The organism is Alteraurantiacibacter aestuarii, from assembly GCF_009827405.1.
Lineage (GTDB): Bacteria > Pseudomonadota > Alphaproteobacteria > Sphingomonadales > Sphingomonadaceae > Alteraurantiacibacter > Alteraurantiacibacter aestuarii.
In genome coordinates this window covers 143,733-156,208 of sequence record NZ_WTYY01000004.1, presented here as the reverse complement: position 1 = coordinate 156,208, position 12,476 = coordinate 143,733, and the positions used below count along the sequence as shown (strand labels likewise).

At 62.4% G+C, this 12,476-nt stretch carries 10 protein-coding genes; 3 read left to right on the top strand and 7 right to left on the bottom strand.

Translation table 11 applies throughout. The features are described from left to right. Nucleotides 1-12: 12 nt before the first annotated feature. The 4 genes from GRI32_RS09010 to GRI32_RS08995 are packed head-to-tail and all read right to left on the bottom strand — an operon-like array spanning nt 13 to nt 3,526. Nucleotides 13-600 (bottom strand): ABC-type transport auxiliary lipoprotein family protein, encoded by a 588-nt coding sequence (locus GRI32_RS09010; protein ID WP_160591428.1) that lies wholly within the window; start codon nt 598-600, stop codon nt 13-15. A gap of 20 nt (nt 601-620) precedes the next feature. Then, nucleotides 621-1,568, bottom strand: a complete 948-nt coding sequence (locus GRI32_RS09005; protein ID WP_160591426.1) for an MlaD family protein — start codon at nt 1,566-1,568, stop codon at nt 621-623. Between the two features lie 9 nt (nt 1,569-1,577). After that, entirely contained in the window at nt 1,578-2,420 is an 843-nt protein-coding gene (locus GRI32_RS09000) for an ABC transporter ATP-binding protein (protein ID WP_160591424.1), read from the bottom strand. Further along, nucleotides 2,417-3,526: an MlaE family ABC transporter permease gene (locus GRI32_RS08995; RefSeq protein WP_160591422.1), complete on the bottom strand. Its 1,110-nt coding sequence runs from the start codon at nt 3,524-3,526 to the stop codon at nt 2,417-2,419. Before GRI32_RS08995 ends, GRI32_RS09000 begins: the two co-directional genes overlap by 4 nt. Nucleotides 3,527-3,663: 137 nt before the next feature. Here GRI32_RS08995 and GRI32_RS08990 point away from each other — a divergent pair, with 137 nt between their 5' ends. The 3 genes from GRI32_RS08990 to GRI32_RS08980 are packed head-to-tail and all read left to right on the top strand — an operon-like array spanning nt 3,664 to nt 8,734. Beyond that, nucleotides 3,664-6,537 carry a valine--tRNA ligase gene (locus tag GRI32_RS08990; RefSeq protein ID WP_160591420.1) on the top strand — a complete coding sequence of 958 codons (2,874 nt, stop codon included), beginning with the start codon at nt 3,664-3,666 and terminating at the stop codon, nt 6,535-6,537. Next, nucleotides 6,537-7,271, top strand: coding sequence for a 7-carboxy-7-deazaguanine synthase QueE (locus tag GRI32_RS08985; RefSeq protein WP_160591408.1), 735 nt, complete (start codon nt 6,537-6,539; stop codon nt 7,269-7,271). The genes GRI32_RS08990 and GRI32_RS08985 overlap by 1 nt, the downstream gene beginning before the upstream one ends. Then, nucleotides 7,268-8,734: an MATE family efflux transporter gene (locus GRI32_RS08980; RefSeq protein WP_160591406.1), complete on the top strand. Its 1,467-nt coding sequence runs from the start codon at nt 7,268-7,270 to the stop codon at nt 8,732-8,734. The genes GRI32_RS08985 and GRI32_RS08980 overlap by 4 nt, the downstream gene beginning before the upstream one ends. Nucleotides 8,735-8,923: 189 nt before the next feature. Here GRI32_RS08980 and GRI32_RS08975 read toward each other — a convergent pair whose 3' ends face one another. The 3 genes from GRI32_RS08975 to GRI32_RS08965 form a co-directional block, all read right to left on the bottom strand. Next, nucleotides 8,924-10,633, bottom strand: a complete 1,710-nt coding sequence (locus tag GRI32_RS08975) for an ATP-binding protein (protein WP_237437483.1) — start codon at nt 10,631-10,633, stop codon at nt 8,924-8,926. A 124-nt stretch (nt 10,634-10,757) separates the two neighbouring features. Then, the gene (locus GRI32_RS08970; RefSeq protein WP_160591404.1) at nt 10,758-11,543 is read right to left on the bottom strand and encodes a TIGR02186 family protein; all 786 of its coding nucleotides are present in this window, start codon (nt 11,541-11,543) and stop codon (nt 10,758-10,760) included. Next, nucleotides 11,540-12,451, bottom strand: a complete 912-nt coding sequence (locus tag GRI32_RS08965) for a sulfite exporter TauE/SafE family protein (RefSeq protein WP_160591402.1) — start codon at nt 12,449-12,451, stop codon at nt 11,540-11,542. Before GRI32_RS08965 ends, GRI32_RS08970 begins: the two co-directional genes overlap by 4 nt. Between the last annotated feature and the right edge of the window lie 25 nt (nt 12,452-12,476).

Genomic DNA, 12,476 nt, shown 5'->3' with positions numbered 1-12,476 from the left:
TGACAGCAGGCTTCAGCCTACCCAGTCCGCCACCTGCGCCGCCACATCATTGGCCGCGCTGTTCAGTGCCGGAGCAACAGAGAGCGCAGTCGGCGCAACGCCGGTGATCTCGCTTTCGAAACGCTGCGTGCGCACTGTGCCATCGGGCAGGCGCAGCACCGCTTCATATTGCACGATCACGGCAGACCGCGCCGGAATGTAATCCATCGCCAGCAATTGCCCGCTTAGCTGCGTGGGAGCGGCAAATTCAAGATCTCCCCCGCCAACCACAAGCCGGCCACCGCGCGCCCGGATGGTTTCGGACAGAACGCGCTGGAACAGGCGCGCGGGCTTTTCCACCCACACCGCATCCTGCAGATAGGCGAGCGAAGACGAGTCCACCTGCACCGGCACGCGCACCACGTTGAGGCGCTGCGGCACGGCAGGTTCGCTCACCGCCAGCGCGGTGGAGATGTCGCCGCTGGCCGTCGATCCGGCCGCAGCAGTGCTGCTGGCCGTCAGCGTCAACAGCTGTTCGGGAGGTTCCGTGCTGCCGCCAATGCTGACACAGCCTGCCAGCAGGAGGGCACCCAGCGCACCGAAGATGGTCTTGTTATGCATTACCATAGCTCCTCTCGCGCTCACGGCTGATATTCGGGCAGGGGCCGCGCGCCCAGGATCGAAGTGGCGCCTTCGGCCTCGATAGTTTCTGTCAGGCCGCGCAATGTCGCACTGGTGCGGCGCAGATCATTCAGCGTTGCCTGCGCGGTCGGCAGTGTTTCCTGCGACAATTGCCGGGTCAACGGCTCCACATTGCGCAAGGTCACTTCCAGCGTATCGGCAGCCGCGCGCGCCGATTGCAGCGTGGTGCGCATTTCAGCCGCCAGCGTCGCACCATCATTCTCCAGCAGCGAATCCGCACTTTCCAGCGTGTCCTGGAACGCTGCCAGAGTCAGGGTCGATTGCGCCAGCGTGGCCTGCAATTCCTGCATGGTGCGCTGAATTTCAGGAGAGGCATCGGCCAGTTCGCGGCTGATCGTGTTGGTGTTGGCCAAAATGCCGCTGATCGCGGTCTGGTTGTCATCGTCCAGCACGCGGGTCAGCCGATCGGTCAGCGTGGCCAGCCGTTCCAGCAGCAGCGGCGCGCTGGAGAGAATTTCGTCGATTGCGCCGCCAGCAGGCGGGATCACCGGCACGCCTTCGGGGCAGGCGGTGGTCTCGCAGGTAATCTCGGGCGCACCGGCGCGCGCACCATCAAGGTTCAGCGTGGAAACGCCGGTAAAGCTGAAGGAGATGGAAGCGGTGGTGCCAACCAGGATCGGCACATCATTTTCCACGCGGATACGCACGCGGACATATTCCGGATCCTTCTCCCACAGCACGATGTCAGACACCTGGCCCACCGGCACACCGGCAAAGGACACAGACGATCCATCGGCAAGACCGCCCACCGACTGGTTGAAGAAGATGTCATATTCCTTGCGGTCAGCATTGCCCAGCCGGGCCAGCCACACGAAGAACAGCGCCAGCGCTGCAATGAGCGCCAGAGTGACAACTCCGACCCAGACATGGTTTGCGCGTGTTTCCATCGCTTGCGGCTATGCCTCCCTATCGCTGTGCTTGTCCATGCCCTTGGCGCGATTGCCGCGATCACGCGATGCAACAGCGGCGCGCGCACGCGGCCCATTGAAGTATTCCTGAATCCACGGATGGTCGCTTTGCAGCAGTTCCGGGATCGTCCCCACGCCGATCACCTTCTTGTCTGCCAGCACGGCCACCCGGTCGCAAATGGCGTATAATGTATCGAGATCATGGGTGATCAGGAACACCGTCAGGCCCAGCGTATCGGTCAGCTCGCGCGTCAGCTCATCAAAATTGGCGGCACCGATGGGATCAAGACCCGCCGTCGGCTCATCCAGGAACAGCAGTTCCGGATCCAGCGCCAGCGCACGGGCGAGGCCGGCGCGCTTCTTCATCCCGCCTGAAAGCTCGGACGGATATTTGCTCGCCGCTTCGGCAGGCAGGCCGGTCATCACCGTCTTGTAGCGGGCAATCTCATCCAGCAGCACCGGCTCCAGCTCCGGATAGAACTGCTTGAGCGGGACCTGCACGTTTTCTCCCACCGTCAGCGTGGAGAACAGCGCGCCGCCCTGAAACAGGACCCCCCAGCGATTGCGCACGCCGATCACCTCGTCAGGCTCAGCCGCGACAATGTCCTGCCCGAACACCTCGATCGAACCGCACCGGGGTATCTGCAGGCCGATGATGCTGCGCATCAGCACCGATTTGCCCGTGCCCGAACCGCCCACAACGCCGAGAATTTCGCCGCGGCGGACCTTCAGGTCGATCTCGTCGTGGACGACGAAATCGCCAAAGGCATTGGTGAGGCCTTCGATGACGATCGGAAACTCGCCGTCAAAATGGAGGTCCGAAGCGCTCATCCCCAACCGATCTCGGTAAAGAACACTGCGAAAAATGCGTCCAGCACGATGACCATGAAGATCGCCTCCACCACGGCCTTGGTGGTACGCAGGCCAACTTCCTCGGCATTACCCTTGACCTGCATACCCTGATAACAGCCCGAAATCGCGATGATCAGGCCGAACACCGGTGCCTTGGCCAGGCCGACATACAGATCGTGCAACGGCACCACTTCCTGAATGCGGGCAAGGAAGGTGAGGAACGGAATGCCCAGCATGACATCGCCGATCACCGCGCCGCCGATGATCCCGATGCAAGCCGAATAGAACCCCAGAAGCGGCATCATCAAAATCGATGCAAATATGCGCGGCAGCACCAGCGCTTCCACCGGAGAAACGCCGATGGTGCGCATGGCGTCGATCTCTTCGGTCAGCTTCATCGTGCCGATCTGTGCGGCAAAGGCAGAGCCTGAGCGGCCCGCCACCATGATTGCCGTCATCAGCACGCCCAGTTCGCGCAAGGTGATGCGGCCCACCAGGTTCACGGTCAGCGTTTCTGCGCCAAACTGCTGCAACTGCACCGCGCCCTGCTGGGCAATGACGATACCGATCAGGAAGCTCATCAGGCCGATGATCGGCAGCGAAGTAACCCCCACCAGCTCCATCTGCCGCACCAGTGCGCGCACGCGAAGACGGCCCGGATGGCGAATGGTTGCCGCCATCGCCACCAGGATCGCTCCCATGAAGCTCAGATTGTTGAGCATGCCGCCGGCAAATTCGAAAACCTTGCCGCCGGTGGTTTCCAGTACGCGCGGGACAATTGGCAGGCGCGGCGGTTCAATATCGGCGCTGCTGGCGCTGCGCTCCACCGCATCGATCAGGATTTCCGCCTGTTCGCTGGCGCCGGTAATGTCGGCATTCTGGTCCGTGGCGAAGCGGTAGATCACCCACGCACCCACCGTATCGATTGGCGAGGCGTTGGAAATATCGATGAAGTGCACCGGCTGATCCAGCGCGCGCAAACCGGGATCGAGATGGCCAATGGTGGAGACGAGCAGCGGCCCTTCGACCTTCACGGTCGTGCGCCCCTCGGCCTCCTCGGTGCTGAAATCCGCCCATTCGCGCATGATTTGCAAGGCTATGCGGGCAAATCCGCGCGGCGGCAAGACCAGTTGCGCGTCAATACCCCCACGAGTGCCCCGCCAGTGTTGTGGCCAATCCGCCATTGCCCTTGCGCACCAGCGCTGGCAAAGGCGCGGGCGATATGACCCGCGAACTGGACACCACTTTCGACCCCGCCGCGATTGAAGCGCGCTGGTATTCCCATTGGGAAAATAACGGCCTGTTCCGGCCTGAACGCCCGGACGCAGAGCCTTTCACCATCGTCAATCCGCCGCCAAACGTCACCGGCAGCCTGCACATCGGCCATGCGCTGGACAATACGCTGCAGGATATCGTGATCCGGTACGAGCGCATGCGCGGCAAGGATGCGCTGTGGGTGGTGGGCACCGATCATGCGGGCATCGCCACGCAGATGGTGGTCGAACGCCAGATGGAGGCGAAGCAGGACAAGCGCACCAATTACACGCGCGAAGGCTTTGTCGAGAAAGTGTGGGAGTGGAAGCATGAGAGCGGGGGAGAAATCACCCGCCAGCTGCGCCGCCTGGGCTGTTCGATGGACTGGAGCCGCGAGCAGTTCACCATGGATAAGCATTTCACCCGCGCCGTGGTGAAGGTGTTCGTGGACCTGTATAACGAGGGCCTGATCTACCGCGACAAGCGTCTGGTGAACTGGGACCCCAAGCTGAAGACTGCAATCTCCGATCTCGAAGTCGAGACGCAGGATGTGAAGGGCAGTTTCTGGCACTTCAAATATCCGCTGGCTGACGGCGTTACTCTGGCAGATGGCAGCGATTACATCGAAGTCGCCACCACAAGGCCCGAAACCATGCTGGCCGATATGGCCGTGGCGGTTCACCCGACTGACGAGCGCTATGCCAGCGTGGTGGGCAAGCACGTGGTGCTGCCGATCACCGGACGGCGCATTCCCATCGTGGCTGACGAACACGCCGATCCGGAACTGGGCAGCGGCGCGGTGAAGATCACCCCGGGCCATGACTTCAACGATTTCGAGGTCGGCAAGCGTGCCGGAATTGCGCCAAGCGACATGCTCAACATGTTCGATGCCGAAGCCAATGTCTGCCAGGTTTCAGACGGACTGATCCCCGACAGCTATATTGGCGTGGAACGCTTTGCAGCGCGCGCGCAGGTCGTGGCGCAGCTGAAGGAGCTGGGCTGCCTGATCCCGCATGTGACCAGGGACAAGGACGGCGATGAAGTCCTGCTCGACGCAGAGCCGCGCACCATCGCCACGCCTTTCGGCGATCGCGGCGGCGTGGTGATCGAGCCGTGGCTGACCGACCAGTGGTATGTGAATGCCGCCGAGCTGGCCAAGGCGCCGATTGAAGCTGTGAAGAACGGCGATGTCGAGATCGTCCCCAAGAGCTGGGAGAAGACCTTCTTCAACTGGATGGAAAACATCCAGCCGTGGTGCGTGAGCCGCCAGTTGTGGTGGGGGCATCGGATTCCGGCGTGGTATAGCATGACACGCTACGGAGAAGGTCTCATTTTTGGGACCACAAGTGGTCGCGTCTTGCCCAACGAAAGCCCGACTTTCGTCTGCATGGAAGAAGATGAGGCGATTGCGCTGGCGAAAAAAGAATACATCGAACTTGTCGAAGATGGCTGGACAGTTGAAGCGTTTGACACGCGTGAGCAGGCAATTCAGGCAACCAACGAAAAAGAGCGAATGATCCCCATTTGGAGAGATCAAGACGTCCTCGACACTTGGTTCTCCTCCGCCCTGTGGCCCTTCGCCACGCTCGGCTGGCCCGATGAGACCGAACTGCTGAAGAAGCACTACCCCAACGACCTGCTGGTTTCGGGCTTCGATATCCTGTTCTTCTGGGATGCGCGGATGATGATGATGGGCCAGAAGATGACTGGCCAGAACCCGTGGCCGCGCCTGTATCTGCACGGCCTCGTGCGCGCGCCGGACGGACAGAAAATGTCCAAGTCCAAGGGCAATGTGGTCGATCCGCTGGTGCTGGTGGACAAATACGGCGCCGATGCGCTGCGCTTCTTCATGGCGGCGATGGAAAGCCAGGGCCGCGACATCAAGATGGATGAGAAGCGGGTCGAGGGATATCGCAACTTCGCCACCAAGCTTTGGAACGCCACCCGCTTTTGCCAGTCCAACGGCATTGGCGCGAGCGACACCATCGCCGCGCCTGCTGCCAAGCTGGCCGCCAACCAGTGGATCATCGGTGAAGTTGCGCAGGCGGTGGACGCGCTGGACAAGGCGATGGCCGATCTGCGCTTCGATGCGGCGGCCAACATCGTCTATCACTTCACGTGGGACAAGTTCTGCGACTGGTATCTGGAACTGATCAAGCCGGTATTCGCCGGCGATCAGGACAGTCCCGCCGCCATTGAAACCCGCGCCGTGGCCGGGTGGGTGCTGGATCAGATCCTTGTCATGCTGCACCCCTTCATGCCCTTCATCACCGAGGAATTGTGGCACGCCCAGGCGGACTATCAGGGGGGTGAACGCGAATATGAGCTGATCCTGGCCAAATGGCCCGACCCGCGCGCCAGCGTGGATGCGCATGCCGTGGCCGCGATTGACTGGACCATCGCCCTCACCACCGCCACCCGCGGTGCGCGCAACGAACTGGGCATTTCGCCCGGTGAGAAACTGCCCGCCTTCTGCCCCGCCCCTTCCCCGCTGGCGAAAAGCGTTGTCGAGCGCAGCGCGGCAGCGATCGAGCGGCTGGCCCGCCTCACGCCCGTCACCTTTGGCGAGGCACCGCAAGGCGCGGCCATGCAGGTCACGGCGGGCGATGACGTGTTCATCATCCCGCTGGAAGGCATCGTCGATATCGAGGCGGAGAAGGCCCGCCTGACAAAGGCGATGGCGGCATCCGAGAAGGAAGCCAAATCGCTGATGGGCCGCCTGGGCAATCCCAGCTTTGCCCAGAAGGCCAAGCCCGAAGCGGTGGAGAAGGCCAAGGCCGACCATGCGCATCATGAGGCCGAGATTGCCCGGCTGAAGGCAGCGCTGGAACGGCTGGGATAATGGCGCTCACCCTCGCCACCGTGGAGGAAGGGGAGCCGGAAATCTTCGCCTCCGTCCAGGGCGAGGGGGCAAGTGCGGGCATGCCGGTGGCGTTCCTGCGGCTGAGCCGCTGCAACCTTGCCTGCGTGTGGTGCGACACCGCCTACACCTGGCACTTCGAAGGCGACAACCGCCCGCACCGCAGCGGCGAGACTTTCGCGCGCAAGGCCAACCAGATCACGCTCGAAGCTGCGGAGGTGGCCGCGCGGATCGAAAAACTGGGCCAGAAGCGCCTCGTCATCACCGGCGGGGAGCCTTTGCTGCAATCGGCAAAACTGGCTGAAATGCTCGAACTTTTGCCAGATATACGGGTGGAGATAGAGACCAATGGCACGGTCGATCCCGTGGCCCGGCTCGATATAAGGGTGGACCAGTACAACGTCAGCCCCAAGCTTGCCCATTCGGGCAATCCCGCCGATCTGGCGCTGATCCCGGCCATGCTGGACCGCTGGACCACCGATGAACGCGCCTTTTTCAAGTTCGTGATCGCCCGGCCGGAAGACGTGGAGGAAGTGCTCACCATCCAGCGCGCCCATGCCATTCCCGCCGCGCGCATCTTCCTGATGCCCGAAGGTATAGACAGCGCGACAATTTCGTCGCGGATGCAGTGGCTGGTGCCTCTATGCCTGACCCACGGTTTCAGGCTAAGCGACCGCCTGCATATCCACCTGTTCGGGGACTCAAGAGGCACATGAACGCTTCCACGGCGAAGGAACCGGGCAAACCGCCCATGCGCGGCAATCTGACCGAAGGGCCGATCCTGCGCACGCTGATGCTGTTCAGCGTGCCTGCGCTGATGAGCAATATCCTCCAGTCGCTGAACGGCACGATCAATTCGATCTGGGTCGGGCGGCTGATCGGGGAGGAGGCGCTGGCGGCCACCGCCAATGCCAACATATTGATGTTCCTGGTGTCCAGCGCCGCATTCGGCTTCGGCATGGCCGGCACGGTCAAGATCGGCCAGCGCTATGGCGCGCGCGATATTGACGGGGCGCGGCGCACCTTCGGCACGGTGGTGGGCTTTTGCGGCCTGCTGATGACGGCAATCGCGGTGTTCGGCTATTTCGCCGCGCCTTACCTGCTGACCGCGCTGGGCACGCCGGGCGCAGCCTATCCGCTGGCGCTGATCTACCTGCGGCTGATCTTCGTCTCCATGCCCTTCATGATGGTCTCCATCATCCTGACCATGGGCCTGCGCGGAACGGGCGATGCGCGCACGCCCTTGATCTTCATGCTGGTGACAGTGCTGCTGGATGCGGTGTTCAACCCGCTGCTGATCGCCGGTGTCGGCCCCCTGCCCGCGCTGGGCATTGCCGGATCGGCAATTGCCACCATCATCGCCAGCACGCTCTCCTTCATCGGCATGGTCTTCTATGTCTATGCCAAGGACCTGCCGCTGCGGCTGCGCCAGGCGGAGCTGCGCTATCTGCGCCCGGCGCGTGAGGAGCTGAAATATATCATCAGCAAGGGTCTGCCGATGGGCGCGCAGATGCTGGTGATGTCGGCATCGGGCATCATCGTGGTGGGGCTGGTCAACCGCGAGGGTCTGCTGATGACCGCCGCCTATGGCGCGGCGATGCAGTTGTTCACCTATATCCAGATGCCCGCGATGGCCGTGGGCGGCGCTGTCAGCGCAATGGCCGCGCAATATATCGGCGCCAGGAAATGGCATGCGCTGGACCATGTGACCCGTGCGGGCGTGCTGATCAATTTCGCCATGACCGGGCTGATCACGCTTGCCCTGCTGGCCTTTGATCGCCCGGTGCTGGCGCTGTTCCTGGGCGGAGACAGCCCGGCCGTTCCGCTGGCCCGGCACATTCAGCTGCTGGCCGGGTGGAACTTCATCTTCTTTGGCGTGACGATGGTCTATTCCGCCACCATGCGCGCCGGCGGCGCGGTGATGGTGCCGCTGCTGATCATCGCCATATCGCTCTATCCCGTGCGGTTGGGCTTCTATTTCCTGACCTATCAATGGCTCGGCTCAGACGCGATCTGGTGGTCCTTCCCCGTCTCTGCCTTCAGCGCGCTGGCGATGGCGTGGTATTTCTATTTCCACACCCCCTGGCGCGATCGCGCAATTGCCGAAACCGCCCGCGAGGCCGAGGAACAGGCGCATACGGACGGCTATCCGGCAGGACGTTTCAAACCCGATATGTAAATCAGGCGCTTCATCGGTGGCCTGGAATGGCTCGGTCGGCGTCCAGCCGACCGCAAGGGCGACCGCCCGCCCGCAGGTGCCCTGCAGCGTAGCGGAAGGATCAGCACCGAGGACGCGCGCCCGGATGGGCGTGCGCAAAACCAAATACCCTTCCGGCGCCTGAGGCTAAATCAGAAAATCAAGGCAACGTCAGTTGCCTTGAGTTCTCCAGCGCTGGACCACGCGTTCGACCTGTTCTTCCTCGCCGCCTTCGTCGTTCCACAGTTCAACGAAGCTGGGATCTTCGGAAGCCGGGCGCTTGCTCTCTTCCAGATTGTCGAAGCTCACGCGGATCGGGATGGAAACACCCTCGCCGCAGATGATGCACTCGCGGTTGCGCAGGGCGGGAATGGAATCGAGGAAACCGCGCGCGCCTTCGGGCATGGCGGCCTTCACGAATGCCTGGTCGCGGTCATTGTTGAGACGCATGGAGATGATCGTGCCGCACTGCGACAGCACGCCCTCTGCAAGGTCGGACGGGCGCTGCGTGATCAGCCCCAGCGAGATGCCGTATTTGCGGCCCTCCTTGGCGATGCGGGAAAGGATGCGGCCCACGCTGGAGCCATCGGCATTGCGTTCATTGGGAACGTAGCGATGCGCCTCCTCGCACACGAGCAGGATCGGGCGGGTCTTTTCATTGCGGCCCCAGATGGCGAAGTCGAACACCATGCGCGACAGCACCGCCACCACGGTGGAGGTGATGTCCGAAGGCACGCCGGAAACGTCGATGATGGAGATCGGCTTGCCCGCGCTGGGCATGCGGAAGATCTGCGAGATGAAGCTGGCCATCGTGTCACCCACCAGCATGCCAGAGAACATGAACTGATAGCGCGGATCGGCCTTCAGCTCCTCGATCTTCGTCTTGATGCGCATATAGGGGGCGGTGGTGGTGGCCTTGTCCAGCTTGCCCATCTCGTCCTGCAGCATGTTGGTGAGGTCGGACAGCATGTAGGGAATCGGCGAATCGACGGTGATCTTGCCCATGCCCTGCGCCAGGCGGTTTTTCGACCGCGCGGCCAGCAGGCACTTGGCCAGAATGTCCTTGTCTTCCTGAAGGTCGTCTCCGCCCGACTTGAGCAGCACTTCGCAGTGCTCCTCGAAATTGAGCAGCCAGTACGGCATCTGCAAGTTCGATACGTCGAAGATGGTGCCGGTGTTGCGGAAGGCCGCCGAATATTCTCCGTGCGGATCGATCATCACGATATGGCCCTGCGGCGCAGCCTGGCAGATGCGGTGCAGGATCAGCGCGGCGCTGGTGGATTTACCGGTACCGGTGGAGCCCAGCAGCGCGAAGTGCTTGCCCAGCATGGCATCGACATAAATGCCCGCGCGGATATCGGTGGTGGGATAGACGGTGCCGATCTGGATCGAACTGCGTCCGTCCGAAGCGTAGATCTGCCGCAGGTCGGCCGTGGTGGCGGGATAGATCAGCGCGCCGGGAATGGGATAGCGGGTCACACCGCGGCGGAAGGAATGGATCTTGCCGGTCAGGCGCTCTTCCATCCCCTCACCCATAAAATCGATATTGGCGATGATGGAGTTACCATCCCCGCGCCGATCCTGGCGCTGGTTGCGGACACTGGCGAGCAGCCAGCCATCCTTGGTCTTGATCTTGATCTGGCTGCCCACCTGTCCGGCCAGCGCGATCGAGGGATCGGCATCTTCGGCACACTGGATCAGGCGCTGGAGGTCCAAAGCGATCTGTGATCCAGCGCCGGCAATTTCCAGCACCACGCCCAGCGGCGTGGTGGCATTGTCCAGGCTGGTGTTCACGGCATCCTGCGCCGCGTCATCGACCAAGGCACCAGGTGCGGGAGACGCGCTGGTGGCGGAGAGACTATCCCTTGGCATGTCGTTCATTCTGATCGCTTTCCTAGCTGCAAAGCCAACCCAAGCGATTAGGCATTCGGAGTTAATATCGCGTCAACTGCAACAGGCAGCGGGATTTGCCTCAATCTTTCGCCGTCGGACCAGTCTTTTACCTTCAGACCAGTGCGAAAAGCCTGCCGGCCACCCAGCCCATGAACACCGAAAGCGCCACTGCCAGCAGGCCATAGAAGAACGAATTGACCTGCGCCTGTTCGGCCACCACCCGGTCAAAACCGCCCTTGCGCACCTGCACTTCGGATGTTGCCGAGGCGATCACCCGGCCACCGCGCACGGCGAAGGTTTCCGCCACATAGCGCCCCACCACCACATTGGAGGGCAGGTGAATCCGCGCCTGATACAGCACATCCTCGCTGATCGTCACGCCGCCTTCATCCTGCTGGAACAGCTCCATCCGGCTGCGCAGGTCCACCAGCCCGGCGGTGAAGCGCGCATGCTCTTCAGGATCGATCGTGCCGGTCGGCGACAATTGCAGGTAATCCAGCCCGAATTCATAAATCGCCGCCGTGCGCTGATCGACAATCTGGTCCACCGGACTGGAACTGGCGAGGGCGAAGAAGGACGGGACGGAGCGGAAATCGGTATTTTCCGCATTGATCCAGATGCCGGCAAACTGCTGCTTTTCACGCAGGCGGATCGCCTCGTTCGGGCCGCGCAGGATCACCACAATGTCATAATCGGCCCGCGCCCGGCTGCCATCGGGGTCCAGAATAGCGCCGAACAGCAGCAGTTCGGTGCCGGTAAAGCCCTGCCGCACCAGCACTTCATGCTGCGATATCTCGGACACCAGGATCGGATCGCGGGCCTGTGCCAGCGCCGCCTGGGGCAGCGCGGTGATCGCGGCCACCGCCAGCAGCGGGATCAGCAGCAGGCGGCGGATCATAATGGCTCCACCGTATAAACTTCGTCCGGCACCCAGCCGAGGCCGATCAGCATGCGCAGCGCCACCAGCAGGACGATGGCCGCCAGCATCAGCCGCAGCCATTCCGGCTTTACGGAGGAAGCGATGCGAGTGCCGATCTGCGCGCCGGTGACCGATCCGATCAGCAGCAATCCGGCCAGCACCAGATCAACCGCCTTGGTCGTCAGCGCGTGGGTCATGGTGACCATCATGGTCACGAACAAGATGTTGAACAGGCTGGTGCCGACCACGACATTGGCGCTCATGCCCAGAATGTAAAGCATGGCCGGGACCATGATGAAGCCGCCGCCCACGCCCATCAGCATGGTCAATATGCCCACCAGGATTCCAAGGATCAGCGGGGCGAGCGGAGAAATATACAGGCCCGAGCGATAGAAGCGCCAGCGCATCGGCAGGCTGGCGATCAGCGGGTGGTGGCGCCGTTTGGCCGCGCGGCGCTTTTCCTGCGGCTTGCGATACAGCGCCTGAATGCTCTCACGCCCCATCATCCCGCCAATCGTGCCCAGCAGCAGGACATAGAGGATGGAGATGACCACATCGATCTGGCCCAGCGCCTTGAGCAGGTTGAACAGGCCCGCGCCGATCAGCGCGCCGATCAGACCGCCGGCCACCGTCACCGCGCCCATCTGGTAATCCACGCCGCCGCGCCTGCTCTGCGCAAAAACGCCCGAAACGCTGGCGCCGGTCACCTGAGTCGCGGCGGATGCGGCGGCGACCGTTGGCGGGATGCCATAGAAGATCAGCAGCGGAGTGGTGAGAAAGCCCCCGCCCACGCCGAAAATTCCCGAAAGAATGCCCGTTCCAGCGCCAAGCAGGACAATAACCAGTCCGTTGACGGCAAGATTGGCAATGGGAAGGTACACATCCATATCAAGCGCCTAAACCATAGGCGGA